This is a genomic window from Microcoleus sp. B3-A4 (assembly GCF_036705385.1).
In the GTDB taxonomy this organism is placed as follows: Bacteria; Cyanobacteriota; Cyanobacteriia; order Cyanobacteriales; family Microcoleaceae; genus Microcoleus.
The window spans coordinates 1-25059 of the sequence record NZ_JAUBUI010000007.1 but is presented as its reverse complement, the minus strand read 5'-3'; the positions used below and the strand labels follow the sequence as shown (position 1 = coordinate 25059).

The 25059-nt window shown below is 46.1% G+C and carries 24 protein-coding genes and 1 tRNA gene; 8 read left to right on the top strand and 17 right to left on the bottom strand.

The genetic code is table 11. The features are described from left to right. Positions 1-62 precede the first annotated feature (62 nt). The 6 genes from QUB33_RS05465 to QUB33_RS05440 form a co-directional block, all read right to left on the bottom strand. Positions 63-476, bottom strand: a complete 414-nt coding sequence (locus QUB33_RS05465; RefSeq protein WP_333348321.1) for a DUF6876 family protein — start codon at positions 474-476, stop codon at positions 63-65. Between the two features lie 59 nt (positions 477-535). After that, on the bottom strand, positions 536-844 hold the full coding sequence (locus QUB33_RS05460; protein ID WP_333348318.1) for a hypothetical protein: 309 nt from the start codon (positions 842-844) through the stop codon (positions 536-538). Between the two features lie 44 nt (positions 845-888). After that, entirely contained in the window at positions 889-1170 is a 282-nt protein-coding gene (locus QUB33_RS05455; RefSeq protein WP_333348314.1) for a hypothetical protein, read from the bottom strand. Between the two features lie 92 nt (positions 1171-1262). After that, a complete protein-coding gene (locus tag QUB33_RS05450) occupies positions 1263-2831 on the bottom strand; it encodes an AAA family ATPase (protein ID WP_333348310.1) in 1569 nt (522 codons plus the stop codon). Between the two features lie 343 nt (positions 2832-3174). Next, on the bottom strand, positions 3175-4395 hold the full coding sequence (locus QUB33_RS05445; RefSeq protein ID WP_333348307.1) for a hypothetical protein: 1221 nt from the start codon (positions 4393-4395) through the stop codon (positions 3175-3177). A 233-nt stretch (positions 4396-4628) separates the two neighbouring features. Next, positions 4629-4865 (bottom strand): helix-turn-helix transcriptional regulator, encoded by a 237-nt coding sequence (locus QUB33_RS05440; RefSeq protein WP_333146769.1) that lies wholly within the window; start codon positions 4863-4865, stop codon positions 4629-4631. A gap of 352 nt (positions 4866-5217) precedes the next feature. On the opposite strand from QUB33_RS05440, the gene QUB33_RS05435 reads away from it, so the two are divergent. The 3 genes from QUB33_RS05435 to QUB33_RS05425 are packed head-to-tail and all read left to right on the top strand — an operon-like array spanning position 5218 to position 9136. Then, entirely contained in the window at positions 5218-5508 is a 291-nt protein-coding gene (locus QUB33_RS05435; RefSeq protein ID WP_333332939.1) for a hypothetical protein, read from the top strand. Then, positions 5505-8960, top strand: a complete 3456-nt coding sequence (locus QUB33_RS05430) for a VapE domain-containing protein (protein WP_333348304.1) — start codon at positions 5505-5507, stop codon at positions 8958-8960. Before QUB33_RS05435 ends, QUB33_RS05430 begins: the two co-directional genes overlap by 4 nt. Further along, positions 8957-9136, top strand: a complete 180-nt coding sequence (locus tag QUB33_RS05425; protein WP_333041339.1) for an NblA/ycf18 family protein — start codon at positions 8957-8959, stop codon at positions 9134-9136. The genes QUB33_RS05430 and QUB33_RS05425 overlap by 4 nt, the downstream gene beginning before the upstream one ends. 197 nt (positions 9137-9333) lie before the next feature. Here the strand turns inward: QUB33_RS05425 and QUB33_RS05420 are convergent, their stop codons facing one another. The 8 genes from QUB33_RS05420 to QUB33_RS05385 all read right to left on the bottom strand — a co-directional run bounded on the left by QUB33_RS05420 (position 9334) and on the right by QUB33_RS05385 (position 17325). Beyond that, positions 9334-10485 (bottom strand): tyrosine-type recombinase/integrase, encoded by a 1152-nt coding sequence (locus QUB33_RS05420; RefSeq protein WP_333348301.1) that lies wholly within the window; start codon positions 10483-10485, stop codon positions 9334-9336. 123 nt (positions 10486-10608) lie between these two features. Continuing rightward, positions 10609-10682: transfer RNA gene (locus QUB33_RS05415), tRNA-Val, on the bottom strand. Positions 10683-10767: 85 nt separating this feature from the next. After that, on the bottom strand, positions 10768-12789 hold the full coding sequence (locus tag QUB33_RS05410) for a serine/threonine-protein kinase (RefSeq protein ID WP_333348298.1): 2022 nt from the start codon (positions 12787-12789) through the stop codon (positions 10768-10770). 106 nt (positions 12790-12895) lie between these two features. Beyond that, on the bottom strand, positions 12896-13342 hold the full coding sequence (locus QUB33_RS05405; RefSeq protein ID WP_333348295.1) for an SRPBCC family protein: 447 nt from the start codon (positions 13340-13342) through the stop codon (positions 12896-12898). 102 nt (positions 13343-13444) lie between these two features. Beyond that, positions 13445-14881 carry a 9,9'-di-cis-zeta-carotene desaturase gene (zds, locus tag QUB33_RS05400; RefSeq protein ID WP_333348634.1) on the bottom strand — a complete coding sequence of 479 codons (1437 nt, stop codon included), beginning with the start codon at positions 14879-14881 and terminating at the stop codon, positions 13445-13447. A gap of 60 nt (positions 14882-14941) precedes the next feature. After that, the gene (locus QUB33_RS05395; RefSeq protein WP_333348292.1) at positions 14942-15298 is read right to left on the bottom strand and encodes a type II toxin-antitoxin system PemK/MazF family toxin; all 357 of its coding nucleotides are present in this window, start codon (positions 15296-15298) and stop codon (positions 14942-14944) included. A 4-nt stretch (positions 15299-15302) separates the two neighbouring features. Continuing rightward, positions 15303-15557, bottom strand: coding sequence for a hypothetical protein (locus tag QUB33_RS05390; protein ID WP_333348290.1), 255 nt, complete (start codon positions 15555-15557; stop codon positions 15303-15305). 115 nt (positions 15558-15672) lie between these two features. Beyond that, the gene (locus QUB33_RS05385) at positions 15673-17325 is read right to left on the bottom strand and encodes a DUF6930 domain-containing protein (RefSeq protein ID WP_333348287.1); all 1653 of its coding nucleotides are present in this window, start codon (positions 17323-17325) and stop codon (positions 15673-15675) included. 245 nt (positions 17326-17570) lie between these two features. On the opposite strand from QUB33_RS05385, the gene QUB33_RS05380 reads away from it, so the two are divergent. The 3 genes from QUB33_RS05380 (at position 17571) to QUB33_RS05370 (ending at position 18860) form a co-directional block, all read left to right on the top strand. Next, positions 17571-17924 (top strand): HesB/IscA family protein, encoded by a 354-nt coding sequence (locus QUB33_RS05380; protein WP_172187584.1) that lies wholly within the window; start codon positions 17571-17573, stop codon positions 17922-17924. A gap of 125 nt (positions 17925-18049) precedes the next feature. After that, a complete protein-coding gene (locus QUB33_RS05375; RefSeq protein ID WP_333041347.1) occupies positions 18050-18466 on the top strand; it encodes a tetratricopeptide repeat protein in 417 nt (138 codons plus the stop codon). Positions 18467-18662: 196 nt separating this feature from the next. After that, complete coding sequence (locus tag QUB33_RS05370; protein WP_172187588.1) at positions 18663-18860, top strand: hypothetical protein; 198 nt, start codon at positions 18663-18665, stop codon at positions 18858-18860. A gap of 277 nt (positions 18861-19137) precedes the next feature. Here the strand turns inward: QUB33_RS05370 and QUB33_RS05365 are convergent, their stop codons facing one another. Next, positions 19138-19758, bottom strand: coding sequence for a DUF3352 domain-containing protein (locus QUB33_RS05365; RefSeq protein ID WP_333348284.1), 621 nt, complete (start codon positions 19756-19758; stop codon positions 19138-19140). 212 nt (positions 19759-19970) lie between these two features. Beyond that, complete coding sequence (locus QUB33_RS05360) at positions 19971-21602, bottom strand: DUF3352 domain-containing protein (protein ID WP_333348281.1); 1632 nt, start codon at positions 21600-21602, stop codon at positions 19971-19973. Between the two features lie 148 nt (positions 21603-21750). Between QUB33_RS05360 and thyD the strand changes: the two genes are divergently transcribed. Next, positions 21751-22677, top strand: coding sequence for a thylakoid membrane protein ThyD (gene thyD / locus QUB33_RS05355; RefSeq protein ID WP_333348278.1), 927 nt, complete (start codon positions 21751-21753; stop codon positions 22675-22677). A 348-nt stretch (positions 22678-23025) separates the two neighbouring features. Continuing rightward, the gene (locus QUB33_RS05350) at positions 23026-24081 is read left to right on the top strand and encodes a nucleotidyl transferase AbiEii/AbiGii toxin family protein (protein ID WP_333348275.1); all 1056 of its coding nucleotides are present in this window, start codon (positions 23026-23028) and stop codon (positions 24079-24081) included. Between the two features lie 111 nt (positions 24082-24192). On the opposite strand, the gene QUB33_RS05345 is transcribed toward QUB33_RS05350, so the two are convergent. Continuing rightward, complete coding sequence (locus QUB33_RS05345; RefSeq protein ID WP_333348272.1) at positions 24193-24990, bottom strand: hypothetical protein; 798 nt, start codon at positions 24988-24990, stop codon at positions 24193-24195. Between the last annotated feature and the right edge of the window lie 69 nt (positions 24991-25059).

The window sequence follows — 25059 nt, the reverse complement described above, 5'->3', positions numbered from 1 at the left end:
ATGATGTAGTGCAAAATTGTGTCCAGTCTCCAGAGTAGGACGACTGGACAGCATTTCAAGGCTTAATTTTCACTTGGCAAGTAAAGAACTCTATCTCGTAAGAAAAGCTTGATTTCCGGCAGGGGAAACTCGGTGTAAGGTATCTGCTGAATAACGGCAGGTGTAACTCCGAGTTTGGGCGTATCTTCCCAACAAGTCAGAACAGCATCATTAGGCGATTTAGGCTTGATAAATTCATGTTTATCGCCAACATGAAGGAACCAAAGTTGAAACTCACTTAAACTACGAACTTTCCTCAGTCTGGGTTGATAGGAGACGATCGCATCAATCAACCAGTAAGCTTCAGCATTTTCAGCCAAGTATTTGACTCCATCGGTGTACTGAAGTCCAAGGAAATGCTTGTAATATTGCTCACTTCCATTAAAGTGTTCTAAATTCTTGGACAGTGTTTCAGCATCCATCTTTACTTTTGACATAAATCTTACTCACAAAATGAAGAAATCACTTCCTTACAGCGAAGCATTACACGACTATTTCACTTTCCTTTTTCTTCAAATGTTTCTTCTAATTTGTTTTCGATCGCAAAGGCAAGAATACCGATCGCATCTCTCATCGCTGCTTCATCTCCCTGTTTAGAACGCAGAATCAGTACAGGAATCTGACTCTTATCTGGAAACACCTCATTAACCATGATTAGAGCATTGGCATTACCAGCGAGAGCAGTTGACCAAATAACTGAAGCGAATGCCCAATTATTTATTACTTCTTTTTTGCCTTGATCAGTATCAATGACTTCGATCGTTGCGAGAGGATGAACATAATGCTGAAATTCTTGGTTCTGCATATTTTGGTTTAGTTGGTAACGAATTGCTTAACTTTAAACTTGCATTAAACTGTCCAAGTAGGACGTTCATCATTCTTGTCCCATTCTTCAAGAATTTGGCGAACCCGTTGTAAGGCTATTTGTTCAGACTGTAATTCCAAACAAAAATCAGGTGAGTAATAGCCTGCATAATTTTGCAGCCATAAAAGACCGTTATCGGTTCCGCATCTGCCATAACTCCACCAACCAATAGGACGTTTATTTCTCCAAATCAATTTCCTGAGAAGGTATCCGTCGTTTCTAACATTGGGATTAGGAAATACTTTGCCTAGTTCAATTGCTTCCATCTGATTCTTTGAGAGTAAATGACTTATTTCATAAACCAAAACCAAAAAGCGAAGCATTTAACCTTTCGGCTACCTTCGCTTTTTGATAAGGATTAATTTTCGTCAACCTCAAGAGGAGAAAGGTGAGAGTAGGAACTCACAGATATTTCTGTTCGATCGGCAATGCTGGCAGATTTAGCGCCCGATCGAATTGCCCAAGTTTTAAGGTCGTCAATTTGATTTTGAGCAATCCGTGCCAGAGGGACGCAGCCGATGATTGCTACGCTCAAATCTCGCTCTGTGAATTCGCGTCCGGCACTGAACGCTGTTTGCATCGCATCAAAAATGACTTGCTCAATCTCCGCACCGGAAAGAGACGGCGACTGACTTGCGAGCATTCCGCAGTCGAAATCTCCCGACTTCACTCGATCAGGACGGAGGCGGGTAAGGTGAACTCGAAAAATTGCCTCCCGCTCTGAGTGGTTTGGCAGGTCAACCCAGAAAATTTCATCAATCCGTCCCTTGCGGATCAACTCGGCGGGCAAAACTTCGGCGCGGTTTGCGGTCATCACTACGAACACTGGCGCGGTCTTTTCTTGCATCCAGGTCAGCAGCGCGCCGAATACCCGCTGGGAAGTGCCGGAGTCTCCATCCATACCAGAGGTGATGTTGGCGAAGGCCTTATCAATTTCGTCAAGGAATAAAATCACCGGTGCGATCGCCTCCGCCAACTTAATGACTTGCCTGATGCGGTTCTCGCTTTCGCCGACCATGCTCCCGAACACGCGCCCGACATCGAGGCGCAGCAGAGGCAATTTCCATTCAGCAGCAATGGTTTTGGCTAAGAGACTTTTGCCTGTTCCCTGAATGCCGGCGAGTAACACACCTTTGGGGTTGGGCAAACCATACTCGCGGGCTTGGTCACTGAAAGAGTGCGATCGAACTGTTACCCATTGCTTGAGATTTTCGAGTCCGCCGATCGACTCCAGACCTGATTGAACCGGGATAAATTCGAGGATGCCTGTCTCTCGGATGGTTTGGCGCTTTTCCTCGATGACCGCAGCGAGGGCCCGAATATCAACTTTTCCAAGAACTAAGCACTTGGCAAGGACGCGAGAGATTCGGCACCGAGTCAGCCCCTGGCAAGCCTTTGTTAGCTGTTGCCGTTGTTCTGCGTTGAGTTTAATTTCCTTGCCCACCAGTCGATCGATCAGCTTTGATATCTCATCGATGGTCGGCAGCGAGATATCTACTACCGTAATTTCTTCGCGCAGTTCTTGTGGAATTCTCAGTTGGTCAGAGAGGATAACGAGGCAGCGACGGTCACGGGCTATTTGTTTTGCCAGATTTTTCAGTTCCCGGACGATCGCTAGTTGGTTACTTGCTATCTGCCCATTCGCACCTGGTGCAATCAGAGTCGCGATGTCTTTCATGACAAAGACAGTGACTTGTTCCATTGTCGGCGCTTTGCTAATCCGCTCCAAGGCTTGCATCGGATTTCCCTTAGATGTACCCGAATCCGTCCAACCACGGGCAAAATCCCAGAAGTAGATTTGCCCTTCCTTAGCTTTTGCTATAGCACACAAAATTTCTTCGGCGGTTTCCTCTTCTGGGCTTACTACCCACAACAAAGGAAATCGTGCCATCAACATTAGCTGAATTTCTTTTTTTAGGTTTATCATGTTTCTATCCCCTGATTAAGTAAGTCGGCGCTTTAAAACGCAACTATGTAAACGATGTAAAGTGTCTAAATGCTTTCTACTGGCTAACTTAAGCCTATTTACATACGGTTACATTAGTCGGTTTAATCCCGCCTATCTACTTACTACCGATTACCCAGTACCGATTGCCAATTACCCTATTACTGGTTGACGATTACTGGTTGATACGAGAGTGATTATGAGTATTGAGTTTAAGTCCTCACTCAATACTCCAAACTCAAACTCCGAAACCCAAACTTTCTCTCTTTTTTCTCAGTAACAGTTGTTCAGAGCTGTTACTGAGTTTTTGTTTTTCTTTCTGTTTCTAGTGAACAAGAGCAAGTTTTGGTTTCTTGCTTTTACTGGGAGTTTTTTCAGAAACGTTATCAGAAATGTTGTCAGAAACGTTATCAGAAATGTTGTCAGGAATGTTATCAGGAGTGTTATCAGGAATGTTATCAGGAGTGTTATCAGGAGTGTTAACCGATGATAAATTAGCCACGATGCTTTTCAATTCTTCAATTTCTTTGAGAGCATCAGACAAGTCACCATGCAAAGTCTCGTTTTCGACCATAAGCTGTGCGTCTGTAACGATACCATCATCACTATCATCAAATTCTCGATCGACTTCTAAAGCCCCACTAACTTTTTGTTGACTTTGCAGGTTAGTGATTGTTGTTGAAGCTTCTCTTAGCTGAGTTCTCACTTGTTCTAGTTGAGCTTCTAGGACTTGTTTCTCGCCAACTTGTGCTTGTAGAGCTTGGATTTGAGAATGAAGACTCGACACTTCTCGTTCTCGTGCTTCGATTTGACCGTTAAGTTTGGACATTTCGTTGAGTCGATCGCGAGAAGCATTTTCAAATTCTGCAACTTCGAGCAACCGTTTTTCAGCAAGTGTCAATTTGGCTTTCAATTCATTGTTTTCGGCTTGAAGCAAATCTAACTGCTGACGAAATTCTTCAGAATCGGTCAACTTTTGTTTGTTCAGATTCATGTACGCTTCCCGAAGTTCGTTTCGTTGGCGTTCATACTCTGCTAGATAAAATTTCAACTCCATTTGATTTTGAGGAAAATCTTTGAGTTGTTGACGCATCAGCTCATTTTCCTGAGCTAACTGTTTCATCCGATCGCCACTCACGCTGGTATCAGCTTTTTGATAAGCCAGTCTGTAGAACGCGATCGCCATTTGATGAGAAACCTTGAGAATATCTTCAGGTATTTCGGAGTCCTCCAGCAAACCATCGTCCGCTGCTTCCAACAGTGCTGTTGCTAAATCCTTCTCTGATTTTCCTTGCTTCATCAGCGACAGATTATCTGTACGCCATTCTTTCAGCAATTTGCAGATAATATCGGTGCTCCCTCCGATTCCGTAAATTTCCTTGAGCGCTGCACCCACACTCCGAACCACAATGCCTATACGATTTTTGTTAAGCACAGCACACGTAAAATCAATCATTTCTCGACTAATTCCTGTGTATTGTTGAGTTCGATCGACCTCAAATCCTGTCAAGTCAAGCGTTTGAAACGTTGTGGGTAGTTTTGGCATGGTTTTTTTAACTCGGTAATTTTGACAAAAAGATTCCGTACTTCTTTCTGAAGCAATTTTGCTTTTGCAATGTCCTAAAAGTTGAATCGCGCAAGCCTTGCGTCACATTCCTAAGCAGATCGTTGATTACTGAGGCTGCTGGTTCTCAGATTTTTGGGGCTGTTAATTTTGGCTTGTGCGATTATCATACCACTTAATAAGACATTATGACAAGCCATTTTGTCTTGTTAAGGTTAAGCAAGCATTTCGTAGTTTGTTTCCTCCTCTACTAAATCTGACAAATCCCTGGGAAGCTCTTCCCAATGAACATTGAGAGCATCACAAAGGTCGATCCAGTCGCCCCGAGTAAGGGCTGGCTCTTTCCCCAGCGTCTCCCATCGCTGCAAAGTTCGCACTGCAATCCGATTTCCCAAACGTGCTACTAATTGCTCCCTACTTAGTCCCGCTTTTTCCCGTAAGTATCGCAACACAGTAATTTTCCTAGTTTCTAAGGATTGATCTTTAGGTCTTTCTGTCATAATATCAATTACAGGACAAATTGGCTACTTATTTTGTCTAGCCAGTTTGTCTCTTCTCGTAGAACAACTAGCGATCGAGGCCGGGGGCTAATTCGACCTCGATCGCTAGCACTATTCTCGCAGCCATCTCAACAAATTCACCCATGTTGAAAATCCGTAACGAAAAACCACGCACCCCAAAGCCACATTTCATACAGGCACAGTTTTCCAGAAAACAAAATGCGGTAATTCCATACGGATTTGGGAAACAGCTAACTCAGCTATTGGCTAACTGAAAAACTGCCCTAAAAAATCAGTACAGAACATGACCCAAAACGGATGGTGTCGATCGAATTATCACAAGGACGGCAAACGATGCTTCGGCTTATTAACGAATGGGCTGTGTGCCGAGTGCTATTGGTCAGATCCAGCCCAAGGTACTTTCCCAGCTAGCGAAATTCAAGCAAATGAAAGTCAAAAAATCACACGACTGAGAGAAAGAATCAATGATTTGGAAGAAAAACGATCGTCGGTCAATCAGGAAATCTATCGTTTGCGCCAACAATTGCAAACTTTAGTCGCAGCAAAATCAAAATCAGGAGTCAGAAAGCAATGAATATAGATCGTGAGCTGGCACAAAAGCACCTGAATTACTTGGGCTATCAACCGGGCGAAGCTTTGTTGAGGTTTTTCTATCATAGCTCTGATGAACGCAAGAAAAAGGATAAAGGTCGCAAAAGTTCTGAGCTTAACTGGCAACAGATTGAGCAGTATCAAGCAGACAAGCGCGGTGTTTATGTCGTGGTTAATGGTGCAGGCGCAGGTACAGCCGGACATAGCGATGCTGAGATTAAGCAGTGCTGTGGTATTTTCTGCGAGTGGGACGATATCCCGTTGGCAGAACAATTTGAAAAATGGAGCGAAGTAGGTTTTGTTGAACCAACTTTCACCATATTTAGCGGTGACAAGTCGATGCAACCGTATTGGCTTTTTGATGAGCCGATCGCACAGGAACAATGGCGGGAACTGCAAGTGCTTCTGATCGAAGTGATGGAAGCAGACGAGAGCAACAAAAATCCCAGTCGTGTTTTTCGGCTCGCGGGTGCGTGGCACGTTAAGCCCGATCGCGAACCCGTTAAAACCGATTTTGTTGAAGAGTCTGGCACTCGCTACAGCTACAGTGATTTGCGCGATCGACTTCTCATTCTCTATCAAGAGTTACTCGCTCGGAAACAACGAGAACTTGAGGAACAGCACCAAGCTTTACTGCAATTTTCTACCACTGCTACTGCGACTGCCACCCACAGCGCTACTGTCTTAGACAGTGCGACTGCCACGACGGGGCGCACTGCCACCGCAACTCTAACTGCGACACCGGAGGAAATATCTCAACGGTATAAAGACATCACTGTTCCGGTGCCGGTGCCAATTTCTCTACAGTGCGGTCTGGGAAAGCCCAACAAGGAATTTTTGAATGGAGTAGCGACTCTCAGAAATACCTCAATGGCAACACTGGCACGGGATTTAATTGGAGTTCAATCTGAGTTCAGCCGACTCGGACAAGTAACCAATGAGGATGCCTACACTCTATTTCTTGATGCTTGTCGGCGTTGTTCTCCCGGCAGTGGCTGGGATCAAGAAGAGTGGGATCAAATCTGGAATTACGCAGTTAAGTCGAATCCGATCGCCAGCATCTCTAAATATGTTAGTGATGGGATTGAAAGCTGCATTAAAGGTGAATACTGGCGATTCATTAAGTCTTTGCAACCCGATCATTTAGTTTCGCGAATGGAGGCAGAGGCTGAATCTGATTTGGGTAACTCTCCTAATTCTGCTGCTAGCTCTGATTCATCACCTGAATTTAATATTTTAAATTCAGATAACAGAATGATTCAGGATTACCGAAAAATCATTAGAAAATTTGGCAAACGGCTTCGTTTGAATAAACTCAGCAAGCGAATCGAAATTGACGGTACACCAGTATCACTCGATCGAGTGCGAATTCAACTCGCAATTAAACACGGAATTCTCGTAAAATCCAGTCGAGAAGATGTTCAAGATATCCTGACAGAAATAGCAGTAGAAAATCAGTATTCACCAATTGAAGAGTATCTAAATTCTTTGCCACCAGCACCAGATACTTCGTTTTTAGATAGTCTCGCTGAAAAATATTTTGGTGTCAACGATCCAATTTATGAAATGTTTGTCCGAAAAACATTAATTGGTGCTGTGAAACGAACGTTTGAACCAGGATGCAAAATAGACACAGTTCTGATTCTGCAAGGGAAACAGGGCTATAGAAAGTCAACTTTTTTTAAGGTGCTGGCGGGAGGCAAATATTTTGACGATTCCCTGGGAACTGTTTCTGACAAAGATGAACGGCTGAAATTGCACCAAGCCTGGTTTGTAGAATGGGCAGAGCTAGAGAGTGTTTTCAGACGGCGCGATGTCAGTGCAACCAAAGCTTTTTTATCCACCGGAACAGACAAAATTCGACCGCCATATTGCCGAGATATTGAAGACTTCAACCGACCCAGCATCATTGTCGCAACCACCAACAAGCAAGAATTTCTCGCTGATGAAACAGGCAACCGGCGATTTTGGGTAATTCCGGTCAAGCACCGGATTGATACTAAATTGCTTAAGAAAGAACGAGATGCGATTTGGGCTGCTGCGATGCTGGCTTACAAATCTGGCGAAGAACCTTGTCTTGACTATGAAGATGAAGAAACTGCCGAACACATTGCTCAAGAGTTTCAGTCATCAGATCCCTGGGAAGATGTCATCGAAAATTTTATTGAACACCGCGAATATATCCGACTCAGCGACCTTCTCACTCATCTCCAAGTTGACCTGAGCCGACAAGAGCGATCGCATCAGATGCGCTGTTCCGCCATCCTCAAAAAATTTGGGTGGGAGCGAGAGTTTCGATCGATATCCAGCAAACGAGTTCGAGTTTGGTGCAAAACTGAACCCGAACCCGAACCTGTCTCCCTCCCTCTTGAGCTTGCTGAATCCGACGCCGAATTTGACGCCGAATTTGAGGCTGATTCAATCCCTGTTGAGGCTGCTGATCAACCTCAAGTTTTGAAAACCCCCTTAAAAAGGGAGGTTGATCACGAGGTTGATCACCCTGCTACACAAGGATTTGATCAACCTGATCAACCTGATCATCCTATTTCTGAAAAAATACTAAATTCAGATCCGACCTCGAATCCAACTTCTGATCCAACTTCTGATCCAACTTCTGATCCGACCTCGAATCCGACCTCGAAAGGAACAGTAAACTGGATGGCTGCTTTGGCTGGCAGTAATTCCACGGCAGCGAAAGATTTTCCTAGTTTTGGTAACAAGGTTGATCAGGTTGATCAGGTTGATCAATCCTTTGCACAGCAAGGTGATCAACCTAGCGATCGACCTCAGAATTTGGAGCCATTTTCAAAAAATGAGGTTGATCAGCAGCCTCAACAAAACGACGAAACAGGGGATCTTGTCGAATATATTCGGCTAGCGATCAAAGCCGGCGATCGAGAAACAGCTCTTGATATTCAGACCATGCTCAAGGAAGTTTGCAGCAAAGGCGCAGCCGATCGCCAGAAAGTCTGGAACTCCCTTACCGCTGATGAAAAAACCGCTTTTAATGGATTGATTTCCCCAGACCCGACACCAACTCCGACACTAGCTCCAACGACATCGGAATCGACAATGCCAATAGTAGAACCGACAACGGAGACAACGGAGAGAACGGAAGAACCAACACCCGAACCAACACCCGAACCAACACCCGAACCAACACCCGAACCAACACCCGAACCAGCAGCTATCTCCGGGGGAATAGATGAGAAGGATGCTGAAAAACTAAGAGAGATAGCTACTATTTGGTGGCCCGAATACTACCCAGAACACTTGCAAAATCTACTGACTCAGATGTATGGATGGAAAGCGCCAGGGACTAAATACCAGAGAGAGGTAATAGTGAATTGGCTGACTGGAGAAACTGCTGAGGTTCGCGATCGAATCAACCTATTGATTGCCGAAAAAGATCGCACTGAGAAAATAGAATCATGACAACTATTGACCTCACACTTGAGCAACAACTTCGATTAAGAATCTACGCTTCTCAAGCTCAATCACTTTCAGTAGAAGAAGCACGAGTCCTCTTAGTTGAACTAATGCGACAAAACATGATCAAAGACAACGTAATCAAAAGTTTACTCAATTCAAATCAAAATCCAAATGAATAATTTCTGTGATGCAAAGACTGCCTGCCAAATTCTCAACTGCTGCGATCGAACCTTAATGCGATACCGACAACAAAAAAAACTTATAGAAGGGATTCACTGGGGACGCAACCCAAGCGGGAAAATTCTCTATAATCCTATTTTGTTGAATCAATTAATAAGTTGTAATGGGGATATTAATCATCCTGAACATCTGAGTTTTATTCAGAGATATCAGATGGAATTACCACAAAATCAGCATCTGAAACCGGGTTCAAAACCGGGAAAAAATCAGGCAATTGTGGTGAGTTGACCAATCCGGCATAGTTTTCGTACAGAGTGCGAACATTGTGGCCAGTGAGGGATGCGATCGCCACGGGATTCATGCCAGCTTCCAAGCCGTGAGAAATTAGCGTGTGCCTGGTGTTGTAAGGTTTTCGGTAATCAATTCCAAGGGATGCAAGCGCAGGTTTCCAGTAGCGGTTGCAGAAATTTTTGGAGTCGATCGCTCTACCTTCGCTACTGGTGAAAATTAAATTGTCGGGCAGCGTCTCAATTGGTCGCCGATCAAGTAATAGCTGTTGCAGCCTTGGTGTTAGCGGCACCGTGCGCGCCTTATTAGTTTTGGTTGATTTGCGAGAGCCACCATTACTCAAACTTTCTCCGATCCAGATGCGATCGCATTCAGCGGAACAATGTCGCCATTGCAGCGCAGCAGCTTCCCCGGTGCGAAGACCGACGCCAAATTTAAACTCCACATAATCCGCGTAGTTACTGAAGTTTGAGTCAGAACGAAATTTATGAACGATGGCGCTCATTTCTGTAAGCGTGAACGGTTCGGGGCGCTGTTTTGGCGGGACTGAAACCTTAACATCAGCCCAAGGATTTTCGAGAACCAGCTTCTTTTTGTGTGCCCATTCCCAGCAAGCGTTCATCATGATAATCCGTTCGCGTACCGTCACAGGTTCAAGGGAGCGATCGGACAATAACCAATCTCTAAAATTTTCAGCAACACTTTCAGAAACAGAAATTGTTGTTTTGTTCTTGAAAAACACAGCAACGTGTTTTTGAAAGGCAGTATATTTAGCAAAAGTATCAGCCTCAATTTTACGGCGTTTATATTCGACAAATTGGTCAAAAAGCTCAGAAACAGAAATAGATTCTTGTTTCTGGGGCTTGTACTTGGCGAGGGAGGGATCAAAATTACCACTAGCAATGTCTAGCTCGATTTGGCTGGCTTTCATAGAAGCGACCTTACGATTGACGATCGTATCGGGCAAACCGATGTAGAGCCAAAAGCGTTTCCCGTTCCATGACCAGGCTAACCGTAGCCGTTCCTTGAAAATTTCTACATTTACAGAACCTTTGGGCATATCGCAGATTTATCGCATTTAATGTCTGGGATTGTCACTTATTGTCACCCCTGATTGAGAATACTATAGCAGCCCATTAGGTTATAGAAAACTCAAAACCCGCCTAGAAAGCGGGTTTTGGGATGGACACAACTGGACTCGAACCAGTGACCCCTACGATGTCAACGTAGTGCTCTAACCAACTGAGCTATGCGTCCTCACGAATTCCTAATGTAGCAGAACACTCGATCGCCTGTCAAGCATAAATATAAGATTTTTAAGCAGGCACTCTTGACATCGCCCCTAATGCCCAATCCCCCGCCAAATCTTCACAGTTCGATCGCCCGCACCGCTAGCCAAACTCCCCCCATCAGGACTAAACGCCACCGACAAAACCTCCCCCCCGTGGCCCGTCAGAATTTCCAGCAAACCCCCCGTACCCGCATCCCACAAATAAATCGTGCCATCCCGACTCCCCGTCGCCAAAACCCGACCATCGGGACTCAACGCCAGACACAAAACATCCCCAGAATTGTCCCTCATACTCCGCAACAGCGTCCCTCGCCCCTGTGCATCCACCCGCCACAGCTTCGCCGTACCATCCCGACTGCCGCTGGCCAAAATTAATCCTTCTCCTACTCCCCCCCTTACCAAGGGGGGGCTGGGGGGGGTCTGACCGGCCAGGGAGTTGGGGGAGTTCGCAGCAAAAACGATCGCCCGCACCCAATCCCCGTGTTCCGCCAGAGTACCAATTGATCGACCCTTTTGCCAATCCCACAACTGCACAGTTTTGTCCCGACTGGCACTAGCCAAAAACTCCCCGCCAGCACTAAAAGCCACCGCCTCCACCCCGCCAGCGTGACCGGTCAAAGCCGACATCCGCCTTCCCTTATTCAAATTCCACAACTGCACAGTTTTGTCCCGACTGCCGCTAGCCAAAACCTGACCATCCCGACTAAACGCCACAGCAGAAACCCTGTCAGAATGACCAGCCAAAGCGTACCACCACTTACCCTTATTCAAATCCCAAATATGAATCATTTTGTCCCGGCCGCCACTAGCCAAACTCGCGCCATCAGGACTAAACGCTACACAAGTCACCCAGTCAGAATGACCCGTGAGAGTGTACCACCGCTTACCCGCGTCCAACTTCCACATCTCGATCGTCTTGTCCTCACTGCCGCTAGCTAAAGTCGCGCCATCAGGACTGAAAACTACCGACGTGACAGCATTAGAATGCCCTACCAGAGTATGAACACACCTCCAAGTAGGCGCGCGTGCAGGTACAACCCGCTGCATCGGCGGCACAGGTATGATTGTGCCTGCAAGCGTTGGCGGCACTGCATTCTGCACCGCCGGCGTCCTCTGCGGCAGGGAAATCGCAGGGGCCGCCGGAGTCGGAACCTGTGCCGCCGACTGCTGCGGCTGCAAATCTTTCAATACCTCAGCTACAGATTTGTAGCGCCGGCTGAGACTCGATTCGATCATTTTGTCGAGGATGCGACTTAATTTCGGATCGATTGGAACCTTCAAAAAGTCTCGCCAAACCCAAACATCTTGATTGATATCAAACAAATCAAAAGGAGATATTTGAGTTAGCAAATAAATGCAAGTTACTCCCAAACTGTACAAATCGCTGGCATAAACCGCTTGACCTCTAATTTGTTCCGGCGCCACAAATTCGGGAGAACCTATGACTGTACCGGTTTCTCTCAAACCCTCCACAACTTTTGCAGCGCCAAAATCAACTAAAACTAATTCCCCGGTTAATGCTGGGTAAGTATAAATGATGGGAGTTTTAGAAATGCGACGCCGGATAATGTTGGGGGGTTTAATATCTCGGTGAATTACACTGCGATCGTGCACGAACTGCAATACTGGCAATAAATCCTTCAGCAGACTGAGAATTTTACTTTCGCTGAAAGGCCCAGTCCGCGCCAACTCTTCCTGTAAATTCTGACCTTCTATAAATTCCTGTACCAAATACTGATAGCGTTCCTGCTGAAAGTGCGCCAGCAGTTCGGGAATTTGCGGGTGTTTTCCCAATTCGTCCAGTCGCACCGCTTCTCGGTTGAATAATTCTGCTGCTTTTTCGCTGCTGCTTGTACCTTGGGATAGGGGGAAAAACTGTTTAATTGCACAGCGCGGTTTTGAGGGTTTGTCTTCGTCTACTGCTAAAAAAGTGCGGCCGAAACCGCCGCGCCCGAGGGGTTTGATGGCGCGGTAACGTTCTCTCAGCAACAGTTTGGAGCCGCAATTCAGGCAGAATTGGGTACGATCGGCATTTTGCGGGTTTTGACAAGCGGGGTTTAGGCAGTAACTCATAACTGAACCGAGAAGGAATCAGCAGCACATCTCTATGATACTGACGCCAAAGACCGATCGGCTCTCGCGTTACAATTAAAAACCAAAGGATTTTAGTCCTCAGAATTTAAGATGTCGCTTTCACTTTCAGAGCATACTCTTTAAACCTTTCCAAGTCAGCCATAAGAGTCGATTCAACTACTCGCGCTAGAAATGAATTGTCCATCAATTTTGCCAGCCAGCCGGGAACTCCATAAGCTACCGTCAGTTTGACAATGCTGCTGTTTTTGCGATCGTAAAACCGCACCGCACCCCGATTTGGCAAACCGTCTACCGATTCCCACTGAATTATCTGCTTCGGCACTACTTTGAGAATCCGAGAAAGCCAGCTAAATTCTAACCCGCCAGTTGCGAGTTTCCAGCGCGATAATTCCGGGTTGTCTTCGAGAACGCGAACTGATTCGATCCACTTCATCCAGCGCGGCATTTGCTCTAAATCCGACCAGAGTTGCCACGCTAATTCGATGGGAATTGCTACTTCTACTTGGACGCTGTGTTCTAACCAATCAGTCATGCGATTTTAGATTTTAGATTTTAGATTTTAGATTGAAGAATTGTTTCTTTTTTGTTCCCAGGCTAGGCCTGGGAACCAGAGAAAACGAGAGACGACTAATGACTAATGACTGTAAGCTTCGAGAATTGCCTTAGCCGCTTGATGGCCTGAAAGTGTCGCTCCTTCCATGCTATCAATGTAATCTTGCTGAGTGTAACTTCCTGCTAGAAAGAAATTGGCGATCGGCGTTTTTTGAGCAGGGCGGAAAACATCCATTCCCGGTGCTTCGCGATACAAAGATTGAGCGAGCTTAACTACACTGTACCAAGTCATGTTTAATTCCCGCGCAGACGGGAATAAATCCTGAACTTGCTTAAGTACGTGTTGGGCGATCGCCTCATTGCTTTGTTTGATAAACGGATCTCCCGGTGTCAGCACCAACTGCAACAGCGAACCTTTTCCTTCTTGATAATAATCCTTGGGACTTGTCAGCGCCAAATCTGCAAAACAAGAAAAATCTGCATCTGCTGAATATAGCAAATTATCGATTCCTACAGCGTGGCTCAACTGTTTGCGCTTAGCTTCGTCTTCCAATTCCGTTACCCAACCGTCGAACCGCAATTGTACTGTAGCAACCGGCACAGCATCTAATTTATAAATGTTGTCAAATTCTGACCATTTGCGCCAAGCTGGGGGCAATATTTTCTGAATTCCGGGTACGTCGCAGGCGAAAACGTAAGCGTCTGCGGTAATATTTTCTTCTGTTTCGCCGTTAGCTACTACCAAGCCTGTCACGCGGGTTTCTTCGCCTTCTTCAAACTGAATTTCTCTCACTCTGCGCCGCGTGTAAATTTTTGCTCCTTTGTTTTCCAAATATTCCACAATTGGTTTGTGCAAATATTCGTTGGGAGATCCAGCTAGCATCCGCATGACAGAGGCTTCGGTTTTTGATGCAAAGAATTGAAAGATTGTCAACATACACCGGGCAGAAATATTTTCCGTGTCGATAAAGCCCAGTGCATAGGCGATCGGATTCCACATTCTTTTGAGCGAGTTTTGGTTGCCACCTTGGCTGCGGAACCAGTCAGCAAAGCTAACTTTATCCAAATCGCGGATAGTTTTCATTGCCCCGTCAAAGTCTATCAAACCTCGGACGATGGGGCTAGTTCCCAGGGCGATCGCGTTTTGAATTTTGTCTTGTACGGATAGCTGAGATGTCGTGAAAAACGCCTTCAAACCGTGCAAAGGAGCACCCACAAGAAACCGAAAATCTAAAGAACCGGTTTCGCCCCCTCGATTAATAAAAGTGTGGACGTGTTCTTTGAGGAGCAAATCGTCAAATGCTCCCACTTTTTTCATCAGGGCAAATAAGTTATAATAACAGCCGAAGAAGACGTGCAAACCCATTTCAACGTGATTGCCGTCGGGATCAACCCAACTGCCGACTTTGCCGCCGACAAAGGGGCGGGATTCAAAAATTTCTACTTCGTGGCCGGCCTCCACTAAATCGACTGCTGTGGTCATTCCAGCCAGTCCCGCACCTGCGATCGCAACCCGCATTTTACCTATCCTTTCCAGTATTTTTACAGATTGTAACAAATTTTAGAATTTCCGAAACATTCAAAGTTCATAAATGCCGATCGACACTTGTATAGCCCTCTGTATTCTTGCTAGGACATCCGCACTAAGTTTACCGTAAGGGCCTTGTTCCAGATAAGTCTTTTGGACAGTTATAATTTGCTCGCAGACAGCCAGCGAGTCAGATTCTAAACCTCCTTCACCAGCAGGAATCCAAACCCGAGTCGGAGTTTCGCCCCCTCTCAAATCGCTAGTAAAAGGGACAATCAGTACAGTAAGGCTCAATTCATTCCGGCTATCTATGGAAACGACAGCAACAGGACGCTTTTTTGTATCTCCGATCGTTCGCAAAGCTCTCACAAGATAAACTTCGCCTGATCGCGGATAAGCTTCTGTCATTGTCTCAAAGACCTTCCTCTATTAAAATTTCTTCCATTTGTTCCTGAGCCAATGTTGCCCATTCTTCCTCAAACTCAATATCTTCTTGGCTGCGGTTTTGATAAAAATTCCGCAACTTATCTTCTATTTGCTTAGCGTACCAGAGACGGAGAGCTTGTTCGATCGCCTCCGTCCAATCATCAGTAAGCTGGTCTATTTTAGCAGCGAATTCAGCATCAAGGGCGACTAACACTTCTCGCTTTTGAGTAGAATTTGACATAATGATTCTCCTTAATAATTTAAAAACGAGGGTGCGCTGCGGCGCACCTTACAAATTACTTTTACTTCTTCTTTCTCACAACAGCCAACAGTCAACAGTCAACAGTCAACCAACTTTAAAACATCGGCATCAACTGAAGTGGCCCAATTCCCAAGTCTTTAGCAGACACCCAGCGCACCTCCAGCAAAGCAACCATATCCTTAAACTGAGGCTGACCGCGAGAAGCACCCATCAACCCTTTAGCAATAATCAAACCGCACCAACCGTTGGTTAATTTACAGCGGCGATCCCATTTCTTGCGAGCTTCCTGATGCACCGGATCGTCTTCATTAAACTCCCCAAACAAATACAGCTCCCCATTTTTAGTTTGCAAAATACCCAAGTCGTATTGCTCATCCTGAAAAGGATTTTCGCCCGGATTAAAACCAATCCCCTTCACGCCTCCAGCTTCTTTCAAATCCTGAATCATAGTTTTTGCCTTCGGATGAGAAGTTTGGATCATCACCACCGGCAAACCATCTCCGGCGGTATTAATCTCACTTTCTGCACCTTGGTGAAACTGGACACTTTCGCGCAGGAACTGTACCGTTTCCCAAGGTACGGCGCCGAGACTCAAAAATGAATTTTGCGGCACCAAATCGTCCCGCAGCAGTGGCTTTTCAAATTCATCATCATCGTCATCACCGTCATCACCGTCATCATCACCGAGCATCTGTAATAATTCGTCTGACACATCCGGCATCGTTGAAACTTTAACGGATACCTGTTGAATTTCTCCGTCAGGCTGCGGAACTGGGATGCGGTAGCGGCTGCTAAGACTTGGAAAAGTGTCTGAACCCAATTTCCGGCGGCCGTTGCGGAAAAAGCGATGAAATGCTTCGAGAGCAACTAACATCGTGAGGGCTTCTTCTTCGTAAAGAATCGATCGCAATCCTTCTAAAGGATGTAGGTTGCCGAAATTTGGTTCAATTTCCGATGGAGGCAAATCTGCTAAATCAATTTCTTCGTCGTCGTCCTCATCAATATCTGCCGCACTTTCAAAGGTAAGAAACAAACAGTCTTGCCCTAAAAAAGCCTGTTCTAAATCTTCAAAAGATTCATCGTTGACGACTCGTTCTCGAAACCGCTTCAAGGATTCTAGAGAACGGTACAGTAAAACTCCGTAATCCATCCTGCCTTGCCCCAATACGGAAACGTAGAGGCTGGCGACATCCCACTGATTGATTTCAATAGATATAATTTGGTGTTCGCTCAAAGTCCGCCACGGAGCATCTTGCCAAATTTGAGCAGCTTTTTCCATTAAAACTTCAGCATACTGAGGGGGCAACTCAGGAGGCCTGTTGATCGCGACCTCTTCCATGCCGCGAAATATTTCGTCAATTAAGGGCAATTCCGGCACGTAGTCAATGGAAATGCTTAAATCTTGAAGTACGCCCCGCAGATAAAATTGAATTTCTCGGTTTTTGACTACTATTTTTTGGGGCCGACCTGCGGGAGCCGGACTTTGGGGATGTTCCATTGCCCGTAGCAGGGCCCGGACGATCGCCTCTGGGCCGGCATCTGGACCTACCATGTCCATAGCCCTCACGACTCCCTCGGAGCCATCGACCCAGAGAATGCACTCGCCACCACCTTCTAGAATGTCATCGTCATCTATCATCAGGTGTGAGTCAGCATTAGATAAGGGTCGGCGATCGCCCTCCCACACGCTGGGAATTTGAGGTAAGTTTTGTAGCCGACGAAGAGTAGTGCGATTCAGCGCTGCCATAGAGTAAGCCCGTTGGGTGAAGCATTGTTGCGGTGCCGGTAGCCGGTCAACCGCTGCTTATCAATCATAAACCCTATAGGGGGAGAGGACATCGAGCTTGGGAACGAGGCCCCACGGGAATTAAAAATTAGAAGCTAAAAATTCGGCCTTCAGCATCTAACCCAAGGCCTTCTGGCGAATGCCTGTACAATGGAGGCATAAGATTAAACTCTTAGCATTAGACAATCTCAGGAGTTCGGCAAATTATGACTCAAGCCACTTCACAAAAGCGTGGAATTCAAATGACGGACTCTGCTGTCCGTCAAGTTTTAGCTCTGAGAGAGAAGCAAGGTAAAGACCTCTGCTTGCGGGTAGGGGTGCGCCAGGGCGGCTGCTCTGGTATGTCTTACGTGATGGATTTCGCAGATCCCAGCACTGTGAAATCCGACGATGAAGTCTTCGACTACGACGGTTTTCAGGTAGTTTGCGATCGCAAGAGCATTCTTTATCTCTACGGTTTGGTTCTCGACTTCAGCGATGCTATGATCGGGGGCGGTTTTCAGTTTACTAACCCCAACGCAACTCAAACTTGCGGTTGTGGCAGTTCTTTTTCTACATAAATTGGAAAATAGGGCATTGGGGATTGGTAATTGCTAATTGCTGAGAATGCCTCGGACTGCATTGCTGCGTCCCGCACCCAATGCTCTTTCCAATCTAAAATCTAAAATCCAAAATCTAAAATCGAATGACCCCTGAAGAATTGTTTAAAGACGGTTTCGATCGCTACCAAGCTGGCGAAGCCCCGGCTAATCTGATCCCCGTGTTTAAAGAAGTGTGCGAAAAAGCTCCCAAAAATGGCAATGCCTGGGCTAGCCTTGCGTGGCTCTACCTGTTGGAAAATAAACCTGCACCGGCTCAAAAGGCAGCGAAAACAGCCGTTAAATTGAACCCTCACGACCCCCAAGCTCGCATCAACCTAGCAGTAGCGATCCTGGATCTCAAAGATAAAGGAGTGCGCCCCCACGTAGAAGTGGCTCAGCAACTCCTAATGGCTTCCGAAGAGTTGCTCGACGAAGTTAAAAAAAATTTTGAAGAAGGATTAAAGAGAAAACCCGACTGGAAGAGTCTCGCCCGCGTTAAACAGTGGCTTCTGGAGCCGTAACCACGCAAACAAGTCGATTTTTGGGCGGGGATCGAGGAAATCGATTTTGCGGTTTATTACGATATCGTAATAAATCAATAAATAACTTTATGGAAAACTCAGAAAGTCAGTGCTAGTATTTGAAAACTTAGACGATTCACAAACCCGCCCAGCGGTTTTCAGATTTTTCTACGATAATACTAGGAGTTGTAAAAACATGAGTAATGACAGCCACGTTAACATCAAACCAGCAACCCGCAACCACAAAGGTTTCTTTATTCAGCCCGCTTCTTACAAATTGATGAGCATCGATAAATCTGGCTGGGCCTTGATTTGCATGGACAAAGCAGTTTGTCACTATGTAGATCCGGATGATTTGCAATTGCCGAATAAATCAGGAATGTCTGAAGGTTAATTCTGAAGCTTTGAGAGACTTTAAGATGCTTTATTTGAGTAGCTGCCCTCTATTGAGGGCAGCATCTTTTTTTTGTCAGGAAAAAGTCCGACAACAAAGCCGTGTACGGGATTTATATCAATTCCGGTTGCACTCCTCCGGAATAGTTGACTGTTGACTGTTGACTGTTGACGGGCGGGTGGAAAAACTGAATGGTTGAGTGTTAACTGTTGACTCGATTTGATTATTCCGATGCAACCGGAAACGATATTAAGGGATAGAAGGATAGAAGGAAAAATTACCGATTAGATTTGAAGGCAAAAAGCATCTCCAACTCAGCAGTTGTCGGTTGTGTAGAAGCTGTGGCTACGCTAACTCCTCGGAGAGAATTTAGCAATTCAGCAGCGGGCGGTGAAACTAAATTTGGCTGTACTGCGAGCAAATATTGGTTAGCCCAAGACATGGTTTTTTCCATATCTATGTAAAAGTAACCTTGGTTGACTTGCGGTAAAGAAGTGGCGATCGCCTGAAAACTCGGACTGCTGCTTAACGGCTGCGGTGGCGTCGAAGTAATCACATCAACTAAAGGGCCACCGAAAGCTACAAACACAGAATTTTCATTCAGCCAACCGTGCCCGAATAAAGTGCCTTGCTGGGGTATTTTCCATTCCGTAACTTCCTTTCCTTGAACTTGTCTGGGGGCGACACTGACTGTAGCATTGCTTTTGGCGATCGCATCGAGTTTTTTCAGGGTTGCTTCTGCAGCAGGGCGATCGCTCGTTTCAAAAATCATCGCCGCCCCCATCCCCAACTGAGACAAAATCCCTTGATCCGAACCGATCGCCCCGATCGCAAATTCCCCATTCATCCAACCAAAAACATCACGATTTGAGTAGCTGCCCTCTATTGAGGGCAGCATCTTTTTTTTGTCAGGAAAAAGTCCGACAACAAAGCCGTGTACGGGATTTATATCAATTCCGGTTGCACTCCTCCGGAATAGTTGACTGTTGACTGTTGACTGTTGACGGGCGGGTGGAAAAACTGAATGGTTGAGTGTTAACTGTTGACTCGATTTGATTATTCCGATGCAACCGGAAACGATATTAAGGGATAGAAGGATAGAAGGAAAAATTACCGATTAGATTTGAAGGCAAAAAGCATCTCCAACTCAGCAGTTGTCGGTTGTGTAGAAGCTGTGGCTACGCTAACTCCTCGGAGAGAATTTAGCAATTCAGCAGCGGGCGGTGAAACTAAATTTGGCTGTACTGCGAGCAAATATTGGTTAGCCCAAGACATGGTTTTTTCCATATCTATGTAAAAGTAACCTTGGTTGACTTGCGGTAAAGAAGTGGCGATCGCCTGAAAACTCGGACTGCTGCTTAACGGCTGCGGTGGCGTCGAAGTAATCACATCAACTAAAGGGCCACCGAAAGCTACAAACACAGAATTTTCATTCAGCCAACCGTGCCCGAATAAAGTGCCTTGCTGGGGTATTTTCCATTCCGTAACTTCCTTTCCTTGAACTTGTCTGGGGGCGACACTGACTGTAGCATTGCTTTTGGCGATCGCATCGAGTTTTTTCAGGGTTGCTTCTGCAGCAGGGCGATCGCTCGTTTCAAAAATCATCGCCGCCCCCATCCCCAACTGAGACAAAATCCCTTGATCCGAACCGATCGCCCCGATCGCAAATTCCCCATTCATCCAACCAAAAACATCACGATCGGCATCCAAATCCAACCGCTTAAAACTACTCCTCACCTGCTGAACTCCCCTGTCAACTTCCGGGCTATCTTTTGCCTGAGTCGTCGCCTGCGACCAAATTTGATCTAGTCCTTTGCCGCCGACTAAAGCAAGAGTTTCGCCGGGAAATCGGGGTAACAATTTCGATGGGACTTGTGGATTTTGCTGCACGAATTTAGGGTCTAACTGAGCGACAGTTTTTACCCTCAATCCCGCACTGTCCGCACCAATTCCCGCTACCAAAGACTTAACTTGTTTGAACTGCGAAAACACTGTCCAAGGCAACTGGATATCTGCGGGCAAATTAGCTTTCAATTGCTCAATTGCAGCAGCATAGTCAGCAATATAAACAGTTGCGATCGGATTCTTGACACCAGCACTCTCTGCAAAAAACTTAGTTGTGCTCTGCTGCGTAGCGAGGGAGGGTTCTCCTTTAAAAGTATCGATCGCCAATTCCACAGGCTTTCTCAAAGGAGCCATCACTAATTGGTCATTCAGCAAAGCCACACTGTAGCGCTTGCCAGTTGGCTCTGCAATCTCAGAAATTTTAACTCCTTTATACTCGGTTTCTTGAGTAGTTGCACCGGGCTGAGATTTTAATTTATTGGCAAAATTCCAAGCGCTAATTTTATTCTTGACGCTGACTACAACCAGCAGCTTAGGAGGCTCGGTTTTTGCAGCAACATCAGGGGGCAACAAAGCGACCATCGCCCCCCCCAGCCAAGGTTTTAAGTCCCTGTCAAAGTCGATTTGAGTGCCTGCCAAGCTTTGTTCTTGAAAGGTCTTCAAACCCATCCCGACCAACTTTTGAGCCCCAGGCGTGCCAAATCGCTGCAACACGGCCAAAGCTTGGGGATTGGGGGATATGAACGCGGCCATCATTGCTTCGTCGGGTACAACTTTGGCGCTGTCTTGAGGGTTAGATACTTGTTGGCTCAAACCCTGGAAGTAAAAGTAGACCGCAGCGCTACCTGCTGCGGCAATGGAGGCAGCAATTAGAAGCTTTGATTTTTTTGCAGGCATGGTTTGTTTTCCTCGCGTCCCATATCAGTTTAATCAAAATACAGAAAGCTTGTGGGGAGGCGATCGAGGCTGCTCTTTATTTTTGTATAATTCAAAACAAGTTTGGACGATCGTCTAAACTGCTAGAACTGTGCATTATTGGTAAAAGATGAAAGTAGCGATCGCGGGAGCAACGGGATTTGTAGGTAGCGGGCTGGTGGAGAAGCTGCAAGCTGCGGGACATCAAATGGTGGTTTTGAGCAGGGATGCGGCGAAGGCTAGCCGAGTTTTTCCGGCTTCAGCTTATCCGAATTTGGAAGTTGTCGCCTACACTCCTGCGGAGTCTGGTGATTGGCAAAAGTCGATCGCGGGCTGCGACGCTGTTGTCAATTTAGCAGGGGTTCCGATTGCGGAGGAAAGGTGGACGGAGGCGCGCCAGCAAGCAATTCTGGACAGTCGCAGACTGACGACGGCAAAATTGGTGGAGGCGATCGTCAATGCTAATCCTAGACCATCGGTGTTTGTTAGCGCATCGGCGATCGGCTATTACGGAACCAGCGAAACCGCTGAATTTGACGAAACGAGCCTCGCTGGAAACGATTTTTTAGCAACAGTGTGCAAAGACTGGGAAGCAGCCGCCCAACCTGCAAAAAATGCGGGAACGCGGTTAGCAATTTTGCGGCTGGGGATAGTTTTGGGAATGGGAGGCGCGTTGGCAAAAATGCTGCCACCTTTTAAACTATTTGCAGGCGGGCCGCTCGGCACTGGGAAACAGTGGTTTTCTTGGGTTCATCGCGAGGATGTGGTTGATTTAATTTTGTACGCTTTGCAAAATTCGCAAGTTGAAGGCGTTTTGAATGCGACAGCACCGAATCCGGTGCGGATGAATGAATTGTGTCAAACTTTAGGGGAAGTTTTGCAGCGGCCTTCTTGGTTGCCGGTGCCAGGTTTTGCTTTAGAAATGCTTTTGGGAGACGGGGCAAAACTTGTTTTGGAAGGGCAGAAAGTGTTGCCCAAACAAACTTTAGCTAGTGGTTTTCAATATCAATATCCGACGCTAAAATTAGCACTCGAAGAGATTTTATCGGGAAGTTAGGAACCTACGGAATAGAACCCGCCGAGTAGAAGTCGGGGCTAAACAAACAAAGTCCGCCTGCGCGGACTGGAAGAAAAATTATCGTTCCCAGGCTCTGCTGATTGGTGACAACTTAAGACTGAAACCCATAATAAATGTCCCTTTTAGTCGAGTCTCGATCCCCCTAAATCCCCCTTAAGAAGGGGGACTTTGATAAGAATCTTGTCCCCCCCTTATTAAGGGGGGTTAGGGGGGATCGAGACTTCGATACAAACAAGAGAGACGGTCGGTGTGAGCTTAATTTGTCACCAATCGGCTCTGCCTGGTAACGCAGTTCCAGAGGCTCTGCCTCGCTTTTGCCGAAAGCAGATGAACCATCAAGAAATAGCAACCGGGTTGACAATTCCCGCCGAACTCCCATTCCTTCAAGCTATCTGCTGGCAAATTGCTGATGTAAAAAAAATGAGTTTCAAGGAAATGCTATGCCGCTACGAATCTGGCTGGCATTATTGGGGAGTTTTGGGAACACCTAGCTTTGAGGAACTGGCTTTTATTCAACAAATCAGCCAACACTATCAGTCTTGGTTAATAGCAGAACTGAGAAGCGGTTTTCCGCCAAAACATCCAGAAAATTGGGTAAGTTCTCAAGCAATGTTTAAACGCGAAATTCATCAAAAGATATTAACTGTACTCAGCCACTTGAATGTCGAATTTCTACAGGAATGTCGGGCGTATTTTGGCGGCGGAACGTTGGTAAGTATGGAACACGGAGAATATCGGTTGAGCCAGGATATTGACTTTATGTGTCCGATGGATAATGGCTACCGTCTCCTGCGCCGCAAAGTAGCCGAAGGAGGCTATAATGCGATTTTTGCTAGTCGCGATTCCCTTGGGGATAGCTTCGCTTCACGCATTGTTCTCCCGAACGATATTCAAGCCAACCAGTATGGGATAAGATTTCCTGTTATTGTTGACGACACTACTATTAAATTCGAGATGGTTTGTGAAGGGCGAATTGAGTTTGGCGAACCAAATTATCCAAATTGGTCGCCTGTTCCTTGTTTGAATCAAATTGATAGTATAGCAGAAAAGTTGTTGGCAAATGCCGATCGATGGCCGAGCGATCGGGTAAATTCTAGAGATTTAATCGACTTGGCTATTCAAAGATTAGCGACTCCGATTCCCCAAGAGGCGATCGACAAAGCGGAAGCAGCTTATCAAGTTATGGAACCACTCGATCGAGCGATTCAGTATTTCCAAGATCGTCCCGATTATCGGGAAAAATGCTATGAGGTTTTGAGTATTGCAGAACCAAATAAAGTTATTGACGGTATCGATTTACTAGCTCAGGATTTAGGCAGGGAAATCACAGTCAGGACATTTAGCGAGACTATTTCCTCGTTCCCAGGCAGGCTTGAATATTAGATGCTTAGATGCTGGATTTGGTATTGCTCTCCTTCCAGGCAGAGCATGGCAACCTGAGATTTCCTGTTTAAATTATCACCTGATAGTAATAATGGTGTCAACATAAAAATCTTAATACTCATCTACAAACTGCTCGTGAACCCACAGAAATTCGCGGCGTCTGTTCTGCACCCGCACCAAGCCACCAAAACCAGGATCTTTTGCTTTTAGCAGCGCGTGTAATTCTCGCAAAATCGAGCCTTGGGCGCGGATGGCTGCTTCGCCCTGTTGCCAATCAGGGGCATCTCTTTCGGTAGACAAATTAGTCGCTAAATCGCTTCCTTTCAAGGTAGACTCGATGCTTTTTTGTCCGAAATCGAGTTCTTCTTCAATGCCTTTGTAGGTGGCTTCATCTAGCATTAGCTTGGTTGCTGAGGCTGCGACAGGTAAGACTAGACTAAGGGTTCCGCTCAAAATTTTGAGATAGGGGGCTGCTTTGGTAAACCATGCGCGCGACACTTCCAATTCATAAACCCCCTTCTTCTTGTCGTTAGGATTTAAGGCGGGAAGAGGCAAACGAGAGTGTTCGCACCAGAGGGTGATTTGAATTTTTTTACTTATCCATGTGGGGCGATCGAAAAACCCTGTTTTAATGAGCTTAAAACTGAACAAACGCGGGCCATCTTTGGCTTCATCGGTGAGCATTTGCATCAGCCACGCAAATTGCTCATCGCCTTTGCTGAGAAAGATGCGCTGATCCTGAGACAATGACTCAAAGCGTTCTTCACCTCGACGATCGAAAATCACTAAATCTTCGTGGATGCTTTTTAGCTTGTCTTCGACACTATTTCGGAACTGCTGAATGTCGATTCCTTGGGATGGGGGTTGAGCAGTCGGCGCGTTATTCAGCAGACGATCGATGGGGAGCATCCCGCTTTTTAACTAAGCAGAAATACTGAGTTTAATGTGGTTATTTAAATATGCACACCTGAGTCTTAA

Coding starts and splice junctions, on each gene's coding strand:
- QUB33_RS05365 (WP_333348284.1), bottom strand. CDS start 19,758: ATGCTGCCCTCAATAGAGGGCAGCTACTCAAATCGTGATGTTTTTGGT.
- QUB33_RS05435 (WP_333332939.1), top strand. CDS start 5,218: ATGACCCAAAACGGATGGTGTCGATCGAATTATCACAAGGACGGCAAA.
- QUB33_RS05360 (WP_333348281.1), bottom strand. CDS start 21,602: ATGCCTGCAAAAAAATCAAAGCTTCTAATTGCTGCCTCCATTGCCGCA.
- QUB33_RS05420 (WP_333348301.1), bottom strand. CDS start 10,485: ATGCCCAAAGGTTCTGTAAATGTAGAAATTTTCAAGGAACGGCTACGG.
- QUB33_RS05390 (WP_333348290.1), bottom strand. CDS start 15,557: ATGTCAAATTCTACTCAAAAGCGAGAAGTGTTAGTCGCCCTTGATGCT.
- QUB33_RS05385 (WP_333348287.1), bottom strand. CDS start 17,325: ATGGCAGCGCTGAATCGCACTACTCTTCGTCGGCTACAAAACTTACCT.
- QUB33_RS05450 (WP_333348310.1), bottom strand. CDS start 2,831: ATGATAAACCTAAAAAAAGAAATTCAGCTAATGTTGATGGCACGATTT.
- QUB33_RS05430 (WP_333348304.1), top strand. CDS start 5,505: ATGAATATAGATCGTGAGCTGGCACAAAAGCACCTGAATTACTTGGGC.
- QUB33_RS05350 (WP_333348275.1), top strand. CDS start 23,026: ATGAACCATCAAGAAATAGCAACCGGGTTGACAATTCCCGCCGAACTC.
- QUB33_RS05395 (WP_333348292.1), bottom strand. CDS start 15,298: ATGACAGAAGCTTATCCGCGATCAGGCGAAGTTTATCTTGTGAGAGCT.
- QUB33_RS05375 (WP_333041347.1), top strand. CDS start 18,050: ATGACCCCTGAAGAATTGTTTAAAGACGGTTTCGATCGCTACCAAGCT.
- QUB33_RS05380 (WP_172187584.1), top strand. CDS start 17,571: ATGACTCAAGCCACTTCACAAAAGCGTGGAATTCAAATGACGGACTCT.
- QUB33_RS05425 (WP_333041339.1), top strand. CDS start 8,957: ATGACAACTATTGACCTCACACTTGAGCAACAACTTCGATTAAGAATC.
- QUB33_RS05410 (WP_333348298.1), bottom strand. CDS start 12,789: ATGAGTTACTGCCTAAACCCCGCTTGTCAAAACCCGCAAAATGCCGAT.
- QUB33_RS05345 (WP_333348272.1), bottom strand. CDS start 24,990: ATGCTCCCCATCGATCGTCTGCTGAATAACGCGCCGACTGCTCAACCC.
- QUB33_RS05370 (WP_172187588.1), top strand. CDS start 18,663: ATGAGTAATGACAGCCACGTTAACATCAAACCAGCAACCCGCAACCAC.
- zds (WP_333348634.1), bottom strand. CDS start 14,881: ATGCGGGTTGCGATCGCAGGTGCGGGACTGGCTGGAATGACCACAGCA.
- QUB33_RS05405 (WP_333348295.1), bottom strand. CDS start 13,342: ATGACTGATTGGTTAGAACACAGCGTCCAAGTAGAAGTAGCAATTCCC.
- QUB33_RS05445 (WP_333348307.1), bottom strand. CDS start 4,395: ATGCCAAAACTACCCACAACGTTTCAAACGCTTGACTTGACAGGATTT.
- QUB33_RS05455 (WP_333348314.1), bottom strand. CDS start 1,170: ATGGAAGCAATTGAACTAGGCAAAGTATTTCCTAATCCCAATGTTAGA.
- QUB33_RS05460 (WP_333348318.1), bottom strand. CDS start 844: ATGCAGAACCAAGAATTTCAGCATTATGTTCATCCTCTCGCAACGATC.
- thyD (WP_333348278.1), top strand. CDS start 21,751: ATGAAAGTAGCGATCGCGGGAGCAACGGGATTTGTAGGTAGCGGGCTG.
- QUB33_RS05465 (WP_333348321.1), bottom strand. CDS start 476: ATGTCAAAAGTAAAGATGGATGCTGAAACACTGTCCAAGAATTTAGAA.